General features: G+C 44.7%; 12 protein-coding genes and 1 pseudogene. 7 read left to right on the top strand and 6 right to left on the bottom strand.

Features of this window, described 5'->3' with window-relative positions; all coding sequences use genetic code 11:
• Positions 1–63 precede the first annotated feature (63 nt).
• Positions 64–1,467 carry an iron-containing redox enzyme family protein gene (locus FTU67_RS09495; protein WP_228278844.1) on the top strand — a complete coding sequence of 468 codons (1,404 nt, stop codon included), beginning with the start codon at positions 64–66 and terminating at the stop codon, positions 1,465–1,467.
• A 97-nt stretch (positions 1,468–1,564) separates the two neighbouring features.
• Here FTU67_RS09495 and FTU67_RS09490 read toward each other — a convergent pair whose 3' ends face one another.
• From FTU67_RS09490 to FTU67_RS09480, 3 genes are all read right to left on the bottom strand, one after another.
• Positions 1,565–1,729: a hypothetical protein gene (locus FTU67_RS09490; protein WP_016658124.1), complete on the bottom strand. Its 165-nt coding sequence runs from the start codon at positions 1,727–1,729 to the stop codon at positions 1,565–1,567.
• A gap of 81 nt (positions 1,730–1,810) precedes the next feature.
• Positions 1,811–2,692, bottom strand: coding sequence for an SDR family oxidoreductase (locus FTU67_RS09485; RefSeq protein ID WP_228153007.1), 882 nt, complete (start codon positions 2,690–2,692; stop codon positions 1,811–1,813).
• Between the two features lie 91 nt (positions 2,693–2,783).
• On the bottom strand, positions 2,784–3,023 hold the full coding sequence (locus tag FTU67_RS09480; protein WP_163170109.1) for a DUF2171 domain-containing protein: 240 nt from the start codon (positions 3,021–3,023) through the stop codon (positions 2,784–2,786).
• Between the two features lie 657 nt (positions 3,024–3,680).
• On the opposite strand from FTU67_RS09480, the gene FTU67_RS09475 reads away from it, so the two are divergent.
• Together FTU67_RS09475 and FTU67_RS09470 are read left to right on the top strand one after the other, a co-directional pair.
• On the top strand, positions 3,681–4,922 hold the full coding sequence (locus tag FTU67_RS09475) for an MFS transporter (protein WP_180061684.1): 1,242 nt from the start codon (positions 3,681–3,683) through the stop codon (positions 4,920–4,922).
• A 439-nt stretch (positions 4,923–5,361) separates the two neighbouring features.
• Positions 5,362–5,844 (top strand): annotated as a pseudogene (locus tag FTU67_RS09470) (KGG domain-containing protein); the annotation flags it as partial.
• 209 nt (positions 5,845–6,053) lie between these two features.
• Here the strand turns inward: FTU67_RS09470 and cynS are convergent.
• The gene (gene cynS / locus FTU67_RS09465; RefSeq protein ID WP_005178047.1) at positions 6,054–6,503 is read right to left on the bottom strand and encodes a cyanase; all 450 of its coding nucleotides are present in this window, start codon (positions 6,501–6,503) and stop codon (positions 6,054–6,056) included.
• 292 nt (positions 6,504–6,795) lie between these two features.
• Here cynS and FTU67_RS09460 point away from each other — a divergent pair, with 292 nt between their 5' ends.
• Entirely contained in the window at positions 6,796–7,605 is an 810-nt protein-coding gene (locus FTU67_RS09460; protein ID WP_005178046.1) for a formate/nitrite transporter family protein, read from the top strand.
• A 62-nt stretch (positions 7,606–7,667) separates the two neighbouring features.
• Positions 7,668–9,422: a bifunctional protein-serine/threonine kinase/phosphatase gene (locus tag FTU67_RS09455; RefSeq protein ID WP_180061682.1), complete on the top strand. Its 1,755-nt coding sequence runs from the start codon at positions 7,668–7,670 to the stop codon at positions 9,420–9,422.
• 235 nt (positions 9,423–9,657) lie between these two features.
• Here the strand turns inward: FTU67_RS09455 and FTU67_RS09450 are convergent, their stop codons facing one another.
• Positions 9,658–11,370 (bottom strand): electron transfer flavoprotein-ubiquinone oxidoreductase, encoded by a 1,713-nt coding sequence (locus FTU67_RS09450; RefSeq protein ID WP_104488878.1) that lies wholly within the window; start codon positions 11,368–11,370, stop codon positions 9,658–9,660.
• A 225-nt stretch (positions 11,371–11,595) separates the two neighbouring features.
• On the bottom strand, positions 11,596–12,432 hold the full coding sequence (locus FTU67_RS09445) for an IclR family transcriptional regulator (RefSeq protein WP_034597686.1): 837 nt from the start codon (positions 12,430–12,432) through the stop codon (positions 11,596–11,598).
• Between the two features lie 482 nt (positions 12,433–12,914).
• Between FTU67_RS09445 and FTU67_RS09440 the strand changes: the two genes are divergently transcribed.
• Entirely contained in the window at positions 12,915–14,069 is a 1,155-nt protein-coding gene (locus FTU67_RS09440; RefSeq protein ID WP_005178038.1) for an acyl-CoA dehydrogenase family protein, read from the top strand.
• 24 nt (positions 14,070–14,093) lie between these two features.
• Positions 14,094–14,715, top strand: a 622-nt coding sequence (locus FTU67_RS09435) for an acyl-CoA dehydrogenase family protein (RefSeq protein ID WP_373685118.1), incomplete at its 3' end; no start/stop codon positions are given.

The raw sequence follows: 14,715 nt of genomic DNA, 5'->3' as shown, positions 1-14,715 counted from the left end.
ACTATGGTGATTTTGGCGAATCTCCTAAGCTGGTTTGAGTGAAAAATAATGGAAAATAACAAGATGTCAGTTGTCTCTCAGAACAGTTATCGCCCCTTAAAACTCGAACGACAAAAAAGCTATCGGGAGCTGTTTCATTTCTTTCTGGATGAAAGCACGCCAGCACCAGAAAAAGAAAAGCTTTCGGCCCAGCTTTTACAGCGCGAGCTTCACCAGATAGATCCCCCATCTATTCCTTTACCCGATGAGCCAGTCCAGATCAAAGACTGGCTTTTTCAGCAGAATATGCAGAATTGTGAACGCTATCAGCAGTATTTAAGCCGGCGTCAGGCTGGTGGTCAGCGTGAATACTTTCAGCATGTAGCAGCAGCCTATGACTTTCTGGTGAAAGTCGCGCCAGTAAAATATGTTGATGGTTCCTGGCTGTATAGCACCTTAAAACATTGGTCTGATCCGAATTTTCAGCATCTGATCATGATTTATCTGGAAGAGCTGGGCCTCGGTTCAGCCAAAGCCAATCACGTGTCGATGTATCAGCAATTGCTGAGCAGTCTGAATCTGCAAGATCTGGTCGAAGGACTGGAAGATGAATACTATTATCAGCCCGTGGTACAACTGGCGCTGGCCTATGCGCCGCAGCAATATCTGCCGGAAGTGATTGGTTTTAATTTAGGCTATGAACAGTTGCCGTTGCATTTGCTGATCAGTAATTATGAACTGGCTGAACTGGGGCTGGATCATCAGTATTTTAATGTGCACATTACCATTGATAACCTGGACAATGGTCACGCGCATCGTTCAGTCGCCGCACTGGAATATGGCTATAGTCAGGCCGCCAATAAAACAGAGTTTATTGACAAACTGAAACGCGGCTATGCTCTGAATGATGTTGGCCTAGGCTCGACTGAAATTATTAAAAACAGTGATTTAACCCCGCTGATTGAAAAGATTTTCAAGAAAAAAGCCGTGGTCGGCAAGCTGATTCATAATAACCGCTGCCGCTTTGCTCAAGCATCGGTGAATGAATGGCTCAGCAATGACCAGAAAGTGGTTGAGTTCCTTCAGGTGTTACAGGATAAACAGTGGATTAAACGCGGCCAGCATCCGAGTGAAAGCCGCTTCTGGCAGCTGATTCACAATGAAGAAGGTAAAATGTTTGGGGTGTTTTCAGTCGCTGAACAGCAGATTATTTATGACTGGATTGCCCAAGCCTATACCGAACGCCGTGCGCCGTTTAAGGCAGTAACCCCGGTGCAGCAGGTCGATGATTATATTGTCGATTATTTCAATTCAAGCGAACAGCAGGCCTTGCAGCAGCAATTAAAACTGGCGCGTAGCGCGGAAGAAAAAATCAATCTGCTATTGCCTTACTTGGCGCCGCATCAGCATCATAATCCCACTGGTTTATGGGCCACGCGTCAACTGACCCAGTTTTTATTCCCGCAAGCACTGCAGCAGATTCAATAAAATTTGATGACTACTTGTCATCACCTAACAAAATGCCAATCCTAAGGATTGGCATTTTATAGAAGTTTAAAAGGGTTCCAGCAGAACAGAAGGGCATTTAGTGAGATTTCTTTTTACCGCCGCCATCCTGTTTATTGACGGTAGACCAGCCAATGCGTTCTGCTTCTTCTTCGGAATGGCCTCGCTCTTTTTCCGATTCAATAATATGGCGGGCCTGACGTTTCTGCTTGTCGGTATAGGCCGACTTATCACCTCTAGACATCAGTTTCACTCCTGTATAGATCTGCATGTTTCAATAAAACTCAAAATGTTATCTACATTGCTTGTGTGCCTTTAAATGCCGTTAACCATTGACAATAGTACCGCCATTAACATGAATCACCTGACCGGAAATATAGCTGGCTTCATCGGAGGCTAAAAACAGATAAGCCGGCGCAACTTCACTTGGCTGACCCATGCGGCCCATGGGGGTATCTTCACCAAAACCTTTTAGCTGTTCTTCATCAAAACTGCTTGGAATTAACGGCGTCCAGATTGGGCCGGGTGCGACACCATTCACCCGAATCCCGGTTTTATTTTTTAGCAGGTTGGTCGACAGGCTACGGGTAAAAGCGGTAATTGCCCCTTTGGTGCTGGCATAATCAATCAGCTCATTATGGCCCTGATAGCTGGTGATACTGGTGGTATTGATAATACTGTCACCGGCCTGCATTTGAGGAATCAGCAGCTGGGTCACATAAAACAGCGGGTAGAGGTTGGTTTCAAAGGTTTTATGCAGCTGTTCGGGATTAATATCCTCAATGGTTTTTTGTGGATATTGCACAGCAGCATTATTGACCAGAATATTAATATGCGGAAATTGCTGCAAAGCCAGATCGACCATCTGTTGTACTGCCGCATGCTGGCGCAGGTCACATTGAATCAGCAGACATTGACAGCCTTCCTGCTCGACCAGACGCTTGGTGTCTTGCGCATCTTGATCTTCTTCTAAATAGGGAATAATAATATTGGCACCTTCGCGGGCAAACAGCACCGCCACAGATCGGCCGATGCCGCTATCACCGCCGGTAATTAAAGCTACCTTGTCTTTGAGTTTTTGACTGCCCTGATAATTGCTTTTAATAATTTCAGGTTCGGGCGTCATTTTATATTGTACACCAGGCTGATGCTCCTGTTTCTCTTGCGGAGATGGGCTGTCAGGATAATGATTCATGGAGTTCTCCAAATTTTTGGGTCGATTTATTGTTTTGCTCAATCAGATGCAATTTTTAGCGATAAAAAAAGCACGAGTCTGGGCAAATCGTGCTTTTTAGAAGTTATACCGCTTCCCATTGACGGGTGACTTCTTCAGAATTCTTGTTCAGGATAATCTGGTTGCCACGAATTTCTTCCACCCAAGAGGTCGGAATGTAATGGTGCATCCCATCGCCAGAATCCTGCTTGGTCAGTTTGATTTTGTCGCTGCCTTCCAGATGATCGACCGTACCGACATGAGTACCGCAGGAGGCAATAACTTCGCTATGTTTCTGAATGTTATTTAAATTAATATCAGCCATTTTTATTACTCCAATTCAGATGAAATAAATATCTCTATTTAATTTAAACGCCTCAAAGAGATAAAAATAGCTTTATTTAAAATCGAAACAACTCCGCCATAGAGTATAACAATTCACTACATGGAGATATATATTACACATTATGAAATATCTAAATGATTGAGGCTAAATTTAAATAATTAAAGCTATTGTTATATTGAAATAGATGAGTTGAGATAATCAAAAATCATATATTTATAAATCTCATTTTATTATTTTTAAATAAAAATTATAAACTACAGAAGATCTCTAGCTACTTATTGGTTTAAACGCTTAATCCTGAAACAGCTAGCTGGTTGAGCGGTCGGAATAATCAAAACTGAAAGGGTAGTGCTGTGTTTCTGTATATAAACCAATTTTCAGGCAATCACTAAAACTCATTAAACTGATTGAATAAAACAATCAACCTATTAAGCATTTGTTTTTAAATGATTATATAAAAATATTGCAGCTGGAATTTTTCAAAAAAACGAGAAAAATGAAGTACTTTTTGTCATTACAAAATTGTTTGTAAAATAGACAAAAAAGGGCTGTACAGTGCTGTGAATTGTGTATAATTCCGCCAACAAAAGCCCCTGCAAGTTTATAGTTTTCCTATAAGTGTGCAGGGGTTTTTCTATGGACAATTTTTTGGAATGGGATGCCCTGTTTTTAGAAGGTGGCACATACATGTTGTTTTCCAAAACCACAGTCGTTGATGCATCTGCCCAGCTCAATGCACAAGGTCTGGCAACCAAACTCAGCTTTTTTGGTCTGGGTTTAAGTACGGCATCTTGGGCACCGCTCATTCCATTTGCACAACAACGTCTTTCTTTAAACCATGCAGACTTTGGCTTGTTGCTACTCTGTATGGGGATTGGATCGATGCTGGCCATGCCTGCGGCCGGTCTGTTAATCCAGCGTATTGGCTGCCGTATTTTAATCGGGATTGCGCTGGTTGCAGCGATGATCATTTTGCCGTTACTGACGGTATTTGGTACTGCCTTAAGCATGGCAATTGTGCTGTTTATCTTTGGGACCGCGGTGGGTGCATTTGGTGTGGCCATTAATTTACAGGCGGTGATTGTTGAAAAGAACAGCCTGAAAAATATGATGTCCAGCTTCCATGGTATGTGCAGTCTGGGCGGTTTACTTGGTGTGCTGACTGTGACTGTGCTGCTGTCATTGGGTGTTTCACCGCTAATGAGCGCTTTAATCATGAGCGCGGTGCTGGCCTTTATTGCCATTCTGGCCGTTCCCAACAGCCTGTCTGAAATTGAGAAAAAATCAGACTCAGCCCCAGAAGACACCGCACCATCAGCGAAGCAGAAATTTCGCCCAAGCCCGATGATTCTGTTAATTGGTTTGGTCTGTTTTATTGCCTTTTTATCAGAAGGCTCAGCAATGGACTGGAGCGGAATTTATCTGGTTAGCAACTTTGGGATGGACGCTTCTTTTGCCGGTCTGGCCTATACCTTCTTTGCCATTACCATGACCATCGGCCGTTTTTCCGGACGTCGTTTATTAAGAATGTGGGGCGAGAAAAACATCATCCCCTATAGCGCGCTGTGTGCGGCCTTGGGTCTAGGGATTATTGTGATGGCGCCGCACTGGGCAGTAGTCCTGCTGGGCTATGCCTTACTCGGTTTTGGCTGTTCCAATATTGTGCCGGTGATGTTCTCCCGTGTTGGCCGTCAGAACATTATGCCTAAAGCGGCTGCTTTATCGCTGGTATCGACCATTGCCTATAGCGGTTCATTAAGTGGCCCGGCGCTGGTCGGTTTCTTAAGTGAAGCCATTGGCCTGAGCACCGTCTTTGCGCTGGTGGCCTTATTGCTGCTGTCGATTGCTGTCTTAAACCGCTTTACCCAGGTCGACTAAATCGGACATTCAGCTACTTATCTGTGTCTTCCTTTTCGCCAGTCAGCGCTCACTGACTGGCTTTTTTTATATTTAAGCCGCAATTCATAAGACAATGAAAGTGAAATCAAGGGACTAAAGAATATATTTAAAAATTATGGACTCTATTTAAATATTTTTTATTATTAAGAAAATAAACCACTTCATCTTAACGCGTCCATTATTTCATTATTGTAAATAAATGCAGCTGAAATATAAAGATGGTAAAAAATTAAAAAAAGATATTTAAAAGAATAAAATTTTACTATTTTAAATACAGCCTGTTAATTTTTTAAAATAAAAAAGACCTGCTACATTCCAATGATCTGAAACAAAGCGCGGCTGTTTATCTTAATTTTCACTCTTATCTTAAAAGAGTCGCAAAATAGACAATCAAAATAAATAACAGGAAGGGTGAATCATGGCCAATACACGTAATGAGGGTACTTCAAATCGTGGATTTGCGAGTATGGATCCAGATGAACAAAGAGAAATTGCCAGTCGTGGTGGGCGCGCAGCCCATGCCAGCGGCAATGCGCACGAATTTACATCCGAAGAAGCGCGTGAAGCCGGCCGCGCAGCCCATGCCAGTGGCAATGCACATGAGTTTACGTCAGAAGAAGCACATCGTGCCGGCGCCAGAAGTCATATAAACGACGACGATCGCCGTGGTCGCAGCCGCGATGATGATAATGATGACGACGATTATCGTGGACGTGGTAGAGGTCGTGGGCGTAGCCGCGATGACGATGATGGCGACGATGATCGCCGTGGACGTAGTAGAGGTCGTAGCCGCGATGACGATGATGATGACGATCGCCGTGGTCGTAGCCGCGATGACGATAATGATGACGATCGCCGTGGTCGTAGCTCATCTTCGGGCACGCGTAAACGCGACCGCTATGGACGCTTTACCTCGGACTAGTACAGCTTGCTAAAAACATAGGCTTAATCTGACCGGATAAAACAGCAATCGTTTTTGTCCGGGAAGATTAAGCCTATTTTTATGGGGGAATGAATGTGGTTTTGATCTTTACTTGATCATCTTTATGAATAAGGTAAGCGCAGATTTTTTGTGATTGCTTAGAGTTTTAAGCTCAACACAAACTCATCTTAATAGGATTTATAGGGCAAAAATTTCCCGGATAGCACCACATTTACCCGGTCGCCATTTTCATGGCTTTCCCGTTGAATATCCATACTAAAATCAATTGCACTCATAATCCCGTCGCCAAATTCTTCATGAATCAGCTCTTTAATGGTAGAACCATAGACATTCACCACTTCATACCAGCGGTAAATTAAAGGATCGGTCGGAACGCTGGTTGGCAGAGAGCCTTTATACGGCACAATCTGTAACCAGGCCACGGCTTCATCACTCAGGTTAAATATCTGACCAATTTTTTCGGCCTGTTCCTTATTCAATGCCATTTGCCCCAAACAGGCTGCCGTCACCCATTCTTTGGATAAACCAATTTCCTGCGCCACACTGGACCACTGAATATTGTTCAGTACCTTGGCAGATAAAATCATGTCTGTCACTTGTTGGCGGTGGCTAATCATATCTATTTCCTCAACTGCTTATGGCTAAAACACTGAGAAGGGAAAAGCACAATGTATGCCAGCTTAAAATCAGCTCAGATCTTGAATCTGACCATGGCGTAAATTCATCTTTCACCAAAAGTTGGTACGTTCCTTGCTGTATCTCCACTGAACTGATGGCAACGACGCCATAATTTTTTAAAACATGCTGGATGATTCAGGCAATGGCGCCTAAGACGTGAAAGTCGTCTTGGGCGCTTTTTATTTGCAAATCATCCCACCGCTAAATTTCAATCGTTGAGGGGTACTCGCAATGGCTTATCTTGCACCTTCCGAATTTGCAACCAAAGTTGTGGATGCCGGTGAATCGAAACTACATATGGCAAACCGTGATGTGCTGATCCGCGCCACCATGGCCGGGGCTATTCTGGCGCTGGCAGCGGTTTTTGCAGTCACCATTGCAGTGCAAACCGGCGTGCCTTTAATTGGTGCATTATTATTCCCCGTGGGCTTTTGTATGCTGTATCTGCTGGGCTATGACCTGCTGACCGGTGTATTTGTCCTGACACCATTGGCCTGGCTGGATAAACGTCCGGGCGTGACTTGGGCCAGAATCCTGAAAAACTGGGGTGTGGTGTTTGTCGGCAACTTCACTGGTGCGCTGATTGTGGCGGTGATGATGGCAGCGGTCTATACCTACGGCTTTTCGACCGAACCAAACAAGGTCGGTCTGGCGATTGCACATATTGGTGAAGACCGGACGCTGGGCTACAAAGAATATGGCGTAGCTGGCTGGATCACAATTTTCATTCGCGGCATGCTCTGTAACTGGATGGTGTCGCTTGGCGTGATTGGCGCGATGATGTCGACCACCGTTAGTGGCAAGTTTATTGCGATGTGGATGCCGATCATGCTGTTCTTTGCCATGGGCTTTGAACATTCGGTGGTGAATATGTTCCTGTTCCCGTTCGCAATGATGATGGGCGGTGATTTCTCGGTGATGGACTACTTTATCTGGAATGAGTTACCGGTAGCGCTGGGGAACCTGGTGGGTGGTTTGGCTTTAACTGGTCTTGCGCTTTATACCACGCATGTCCGCACTGCACCAAAACGCGAGTTCTAAGTTTTAAGCCCACAGGATGAATTTTGGAATCAGGGAAGATTCCAGCCAGTTGAGAACAGCGCATGTCCACTTTGCCATCTTCACACCAGACTTCACTTCAAATTCGGCTTGGGCAATATAGTGCTGCCGGCCGCAAAGAGAGCAATCAGGATTTTCACGGCGCGGCTGTTCCGGAGGGCTATCTGGCACAGCAAAAGGGCATTGCCTGTGCCATTGCCGATGGCATTAGCAGCAGCAATGTCAGTCATATCGCCAGTGAAACCACAGTGTCCAGTTTTCTGGCCGATTACTTTTCGACGCCCGATTCCTGGAGTGTCAAAACTTCGGTCGATCGGGTGATTCGTGCCACCAATTCCTGGCTCTATGCCCAGACCCAGCAAAGTCAGGGCCGTGTCGATAAAGACCGCGGCTATGTCTGCACTTTTAGCGCGCTGGTATTCAAACATGAGACCGCACATCTGTTTCATATTGGTGATGCCCGTATTTACCGCTTGCGTGAGCAGCAGCTGGAACAGCTCAGTGTTGACCATCGGGTCTGGTTATCTTCCCGGGAAAGCTATTTAAGCCGGGCTTTGGGCGTGGCGCAGAAAGTAGAGGTGGATTATTTGAGTCTGCCGTTGGCACAGGATGATATTTTCCTGTTGATGACCGATGGTGTATATGAATATCTGTCGGACAGCCAAATTATCGAGGCACTTCACAGCCCCGAAACTTTAGATCTTGATCAGGTAGCAGAAATGCTGGTCCATCTGGCTGATGCACAGGGCAGTCCTGACAATTTAACCCTGCAAATTGTACAGGTACAGCAGCTGCCACAGCAGGCCCAGTCACAATTTCAGCCGAGTCGCAACCAGCTGAGTCTGGCCCCGGATTTAAGCATAGGTCAGCAGTTTGAAGGCTACCGGATTCAAAACGTGCTGCACCAGAACCACCGTAGCCGTTTATATCTGGCCTGGGATGAGACGCGGCAGCAGCAACTGGTCATTAAAATTCCAGCACTGGACTTAACTCAGGATGCACAAGCGCTGGAGCGTTTTCTACTGGAAGAGTGGGTAGCAAAACGGATTCAGCATCCACAGGTGTTAGCGGCCTATCCGCATCAGCGCAGTAAATCTTATTATTTTCAAACCTATGAATATTTATCTGGCCAGACCTTAAATACATGGTTGCATCAGCAATGCCAGCCGATTGCGCTTGAAACCGCCATCCAGATTACGGAACAGATCATTAAAGGCTTGCAGGCTTTTCACCGGCTGGACATGCTGCATCAGGATATTCGCCCTGAAAATATCATGCTGAATGCACAGTTAGAGCTAAAACTGATTGATTTTGGTGCGACCCTGGTCAAGGGGATTTCCGAGTTCCAGCCGCAACATGCCGCGGCTTTGGGCACCTTGGCCTTTATGGCACCAGAATATTTTTGTTCGCGGCCGGTCTCCACCCGTTCAGACCAGTTTTCACTGGCCGTGGTACTGTATTATGTACTCAGCAAACAGTTACCCTATGGCACCGAACTGGCGCGTTGTCAGACGTTAAAACAGCTAAAAACGGTGCGTTATCATTCAATTTTAGAATATCGGCCAGATATTCCGGTGTGGATTGATGGAGCCTTGCATAAGGCCTTGGCCCTGATGCCAAATGAACGTTATGAGGTATTGTCAGAATTTCTGTATGACCTTAAGCATCCTAACCGGTATTTTTTAAAGCAGGTTCATTCTTCCTTGCTGGATAAAAATCCTGTTAGATTCTGGCAGGCGGTTTCAGCTATGTTATTTTTATGCTTGCTGTTGTCTTTGGCGTTGATGTTTAGTGTTTAAATTAAATCAGTGATTTTTAAATGCTGGACTGATTATAAAATCAGAGCCACTTGGCTCAGCGATTGTCGTTTCAATACAGCCCCATTTTGATGATGAAATCCGCGCTTAAAATGTATTAATCCCAGCTCCCGAAGGAACTGGGATTACCTACAAAATTAAAGTGAAGAGTTATTCATAACGTCTTCAGGATTGGGTAAATGAGCCAGAAGCTTCGTTCTGACTCATCGGAATTACCTTACATATTCGGGTAATTCGGACCACCACCACCTTCCGGTGTTACCCAGGTGATGTTCTGTGATGGATCTTTAATGTCACAGGTCTTGCAGTGTACGCAGTTGGCTGCGTTAATCTGGAAGCGCTTGGAACCATCATCATTTTCCATAATTTCATACACACCCGCAGGGCAGTAACGCTGTGCCGGCTCATCCCATTTAGGCAAGTTCACATCGACCGGAATCGAGGCATTGGTTAGTTTCAGGTGCGCTGGCTGGTTTTCTTCGTGTACGGTATTGGAGACGAATACTGAAGACAAACGGTCAAAGGTCAGCTTGCCATCCGGTTTTGGATAGTTCGGCTTAAAGCTTACCGCATCTACGGTTTTCAGTGCGCTGAAGTCAGGCACTAAATCATGCAGGGTAAATGGCACTTTAAAGATGTTCTGGTCGATAAAGTTAAACGCACCACCAAACCATTGACCAAACTTGTGCATTGCCGGGCCAAAGTTACGCGCGTTGTAAAGCTCTTCTTTTAGCCAGCTGTTGTTGAACTTCTCAGTGTAAGAGGTTAATTCTTTTACAAAGAAATCTTCACCCTCAGTCACGCGGGCAATCGCCAAGTCACCACCTTTTTCGACACCAGCAGCAATCGCTTCAAAGACTGCCTCACCACAGAGCATGCCGGATTTCATTGCGGTATGAGAGCCTTTGATTTTGGCAAAGTTCAGGAAGCCTGCATCATCACCAATTAAAGAACCACCCGGGAAAGTGAATTTAGGCAGCGAGTTAAAGCCACCTTTGGTTACGGCACGCGCACCATAAGAAATACGCTTACCGCCTTCCAAGTATTGCTTAATCAGAGGATGAGTCTTCCAGCGCTGCATTTCCATAAATGGATACATATGCGGATTTTCATAAGACAGATCGACGATCATCCCCAGCGTGACCTGGTTGTTTTCCGCGTGGTAGAGCCACCAGCCGCCGGAAGAACCGGTTTCAGACAATGGCCAGCCGGCACCGTGCATCACCAGACCTGGTTTATGTTTGGCCGGATCAATTTCCCACAGCTCTTTAATGCCGATACCGTAGTGTTGAGGGTCGGCATCTTTATCCAGATTAAATTTCTGGATCAGGCGTTTGCCTAAGTGACCACGACAGCCTTCAGCAAACAGGGTATATTTGGCATGCAGTTCATAACCTGGGGCAAAGTTATGGGTCGGTTCACCATCTTTACCAATGCCCATATCACCGGTTTGAATACCTTTTACTGTGCCATCTTCATGGTACAGGATTTCAGACGCCGCAAAGCCCGGGAAAATCGACACTTCCAGCTCTTCGGCTTTCTGGCCTAACCAGCGCACCACGTTACCAAGCGAAATGACATAGTTGCCATCGTTGTGCATGGTTTTTGGCACCATCCAGTGTGGCGCTTCTTTCGAAGTGGTTTCAGACAGCAGGAAGAAAGTTTTGTCTTCTGTCACCGGTACATTTAAAGGTGCACCTTCTTCTTTCCAGTTCGGGAACAGCTCATTGATGGCACGTGGTTCCAGCACCGCACCTGACAAGATGTGCGCACCGACTTCGGAGCCTTTTTCTACGACACAAACGGACAGATCATTCAGGTTATTTTCAATTGCAAGTTGACGGATTTTAATCGCCGCAGACAGACCCGCAGGGCCAGCACCTACGATAACGACATCAAACTCCATGGCTTCTCGGTTAATATCTTCCATAATAAGAAATCCTGTTTCGCTATACGATATTTATATCATTATATAAATCGGTTTTGAAGTTTATTTTTTAACTTTTTATTTGAAATAGGACTGTATTCAACGTTTAGATTTGTGAGCTTTGTTGCGTAGGAGAAAAGCTGCTTTGCATGGGAAGGGCGGTGTTGGAATTAGGTTATATCGAACGAAATAAAAAGAGCGACCTGTGTCGCCCTGATTATGATGTGCTTAGATATTATTGAGATTCATCGCAATATTGTTGACCATATGAATCAGACGCGGGCCAATCTCGTTTTCCAGTTTTTCCTGATTTAACAGATAACTAGGCGCGCCGCAGTTAAAGGTCAAAATACCATGTTTAGGATGAATCAATGGCACCGCCACAGAGTTGACATCTTTGGCCCAGTCACCTAAAGACAGACAGTAGCCATAATCCTGATAGTCGCGGATCGCACGTTCCAGATTACGTTTAATGGTCGTCCATTGCTCTTCGTGTCTTTTCTTGATCGCGTCAAACAGATATTCACGTTCTTTCACGTCCATAGCGGCTAGGCAGGCACGTCCCATGGCACTGGAATGAATCGGTAATGTTGAACCGACCGAACGGCGCATGGTCAGGGTCGTGTCAGTATGGACTACTTCCAGATAAATCATATTCAGACGGTCACGGGTGGCCATGGCGACCGGCGCCTGGGCATAGCGTGACATTTCTTCCATGAACGGATGAGCCTGCGTTCGCGCAGAAATATTGCTTAATGCCGAATAACCCAATGCCAGTACGCCTACATCAAGTAGATATTTGGTCGTATTTGGCAACTGTTTTAAATAGCCCAGAGAAACCAGGGTGCTGGTAATACGCGCCACGGTCGGTTTGGGCAAATTGGTCATTTGCGCAATTTCCTGATTACCTAACAACTGATTGGTCGCCGAGAAGCATCTTAAAATCTCAAGTCCACGTGCAATAGAGGCAATGAACTGCGGATTATTTTCGCGGTGAATATGCGAAATCGGATCCAAGCGAATTTCATCAAAGTTAGGGATTTCACCTGTTTTATTTTTTGTCATGTTCAGCATAAATAGAGTAAATTAATGAATATGATAGCAACTTAGTTTCACGATACAAAATAAAACACATAAATTATTGATAAATTGCACAAAAAATAAATGATTTTTATTCTGTATCGCGGCCAAACAGGTTGCGATAAATTTTTATAACACGATAAAAGTAAAGTTTGTACTTTTAGAGTAAAACCTCCAATAAAGCAATGAATTTTATCGTTTAGTGCCTAATTTTATGGTCCCTTAATCATTTCTGATTAATATTCATCCTTAAATTTAAATTTTTAAAGAAATAATTTCGTATTATGAAATTTTATTCTATATTAATCAAAACAGAAATTCAGTAAAAATTTGCTTATTTATAGAAAAAATAAATTTTTTCATAAAATTTCTTGCTGAAATCTTAATTTTGTGATTATTTATTTCGTATTGCGAAATGAAAATAAGGGTGAAGGAATTTACCCAAACCAGATAAAACGGAGATTCCTATGATTCGTGATCCAGAAATGCTTGATCAACTTCTATCAACGATTCGCGATTTTGTGAAAAACGAGCTCGTTCCACTCGAGCATGAAGTAGAAGAAAATAATGCCATTCCTGAACACATTGTTGATCAGATGAAAGAACTGGGGCTGTTCGGTCTGACCATTCCTGAAGAATACGGCGGTTTAGGCATCACCATGGAAGAAGAAATTCTGGTGGCGATGGAGCTGGGCCGGACTTCTGCTGCTTTCCGCTCTTTAATTGGTACCAACAATGGTATTGGTTCAAGCGGTATCGTAATTGATGGTACAGAAGAGCAAAAGCAAAAGTATTTACCACGTTATGCAACGGGTGAAATCATTGGCTCGTTCTGTTTGACTGAGCCAGATTCTGGTTCAGATGCAGCATCTTTAAAAACCAGTGCGGTAAAAGATGGTGATTACTACGTTTTAAATGGAACCAAACGTTTTATTACCAATGCACCACGTGCCACCACTTTCACGGTCATGGCGCGTACCAATCCGGAAATTAAAGGCGCCAGCGGTATTTCAGCTTTCTTGGTTGAAGCGGGTACGCCAGGTTTAAGTCTGGGCAAAATTGATAAAAAAATGGGTCAGCATGGTTCATATACCTGTGACGTAATTTTTGATAATTGCCGCGTTCATAAAGATCAGCTGATTGGTGGAGTTGAAGGCGTTGGCTTTAAGACAGCCATGCGTGTACTCGACAAAGGTCGTTTGCATATTGCCGGCTATAGCGTCGGTATGGCAGAACGTATGCTGGAAGATGCCTTAAATTATGCGGTGGAACGTAAACAGTTTGGTCAGCCAATTGCAAATTTCCAGCTGATTCAGGGTATGTTAGCCGACTCAAAAGCTGAAATTTATGCAGCCAAATGTATGGTGCTAGATGCAGCACGTAAGCGTGATGCCGGTCAGAATGTCACGGTTGAAGCCTCATGTGCCAAAATGTTTGCCACTGAAATGTGTGGCCGCGTTGCTGACCGCTGCTTGCAGATTCATGGTGGTGCCGGCTATATCAGCGAATATTCAATTGAACGTTTCTATCGTGATGTGCGTTTATTCCGTTTATATGAAGGAACGACCCAGATTCAGCAAATTATCATTGCACGTGAAATGATTAAACAAGCGACTGCTTAATCGAAATAAGAAGGGATGATAGACATGACAAAAATTAGATTTGACTGGCAAGACCCATTCCTGCTGGAGCAGCAGCTGACTGCAGAAGAACGCATGATCCGTGATACTGCTGCGGCCTATTGTCAGGACAAGCTGATGCCACGTGTACTGGAACAGTTTCGTCATGAAAAAACCGATCCGACCATTTTCCGTGAAATGGGCGAGCTAGGCTTACTAGGCCCAACCATTCCTGAACAGTACGGCGGTGCCGGTTTAAATTATGTCAGCTATGGTCTGATTGCCCGTGAAGTCGAACGCGTCGATTCAGGTTACCGCTCTATGGCCAGTGTACAAAGTTCGCTGGTGATGGTACCGATTAATGAATTTGGCTCGGAAGAGCAAAAACAGAAGTATTTACCAAAATTAGCCACAGGTGAATATATTGGCTGTTTTGGTCTGACTGAGCCGGATCATGGTTCTGACCCGGGCAGCATGATTACCCGTGCCAAAAAAGTCGATGGCGGTTATCGTTTAACAGGCGCAAAAATGTGGATTACCAACAGCCCAATTGCCGATGTATTTGTGGTCTGGGCCAAAGAAGTTTCACCTGAAGGCAATGTCGGTGACATTCGCGGCTTTATTCTGGAAAAAGGCTGGGAAGGGCTGT

This window comes from Acinetobacter sp. YH12132, assembly GCF_013418645.1.
GTDB classification, from domain to species: domain Bacteria; phylum Pseudomonadota; class Gammaproteobacteria; order Pseudomonadales; family Moraxellaceae; genus Acinetobacter; species Acinetobacter indicus.
The sequence above is the reverse complement of the archived record's forward strand: the minus strand, read 5'-3'. Positions and strand labels throughout refer to the sequence as shown.

What these genes read in the sequence shown, in the direction of transcription:
- FTU67_RS09495 (WP_228278844.1), top strand. Translation starts at nt 64, where the DNA reads ATGTCAGTTGTCTCTCAGAACAGTTATCGCCCCTTAAAACTCGAACGA.
- FTU67_RS09490 (WP_016658124.1), bottom strand. Translation starts at nt 1,729, where the DNA reads ATGTCTAGAGGTGATAAGTCGGCCTATACCGACAAGCAGAAACGTCAG.
- FTU67_RS09480 (WP_163170109.1), bottom strand. Translation starts at nt 3,023, where the DNA reads ATGGCTGATATTAATTTAAATAACATTCAGAAACATAGCGAAGTTATT.
- FTU67_RS09475 (WP_180061684.1), top strand. Translation starts at nt 3,681, where the DNA reads ATGGACAATTTTTTGGAATGGGATGCCCTGTTTTTAGAAGGTGGCACA.
- cynS (WP_005178047.1), bottom strand. Translation starts at nt 6,503, where the DNA reads ATGATTAGCCACCGCCAACAAGTGACAGACATGATTTTATCTGCCAAG.
- FTU67_RS09460 (WP_005178046.1), top strand. Translation starts at nt 6,796, where the DNA reads ATGGCTTATCTTGCACCTTCCGAATTTGCAACCAAAGTTGTGGATGCC.
- FTU67_RS09455 (WP_180061682.1), top strand. Translation starts at nt 7,668, where the DNA reads ATGTCCACTTTGCCATCTTCACACCAGACTTCACTTCAAATTCGGCTT.
- FTU67_RS09450 (WP_104488878.1), bottom strand. Translation starts at nt 11,370, where the DNA reads ATGGAAGATATTAACCGAGAAGCCATGGAGTTTGATGTCGTTATCGTA.
- FTU67_RS09445 (WP_034597686.1), bottom strand. Translation starts at nt 12,432, where the DNA reads ATGACAAAAAATAAAACAGGTGAAATCCCTAACTTTGATGAAATTCGC.
- FTU67_RS09440 (WP_005178038.1), top strand. Translation starts at nt 12,915, where the DNA reads ATGATTCGTGATCCAGAAATGCTTGATCAACTTCTATCAACGATTCGC.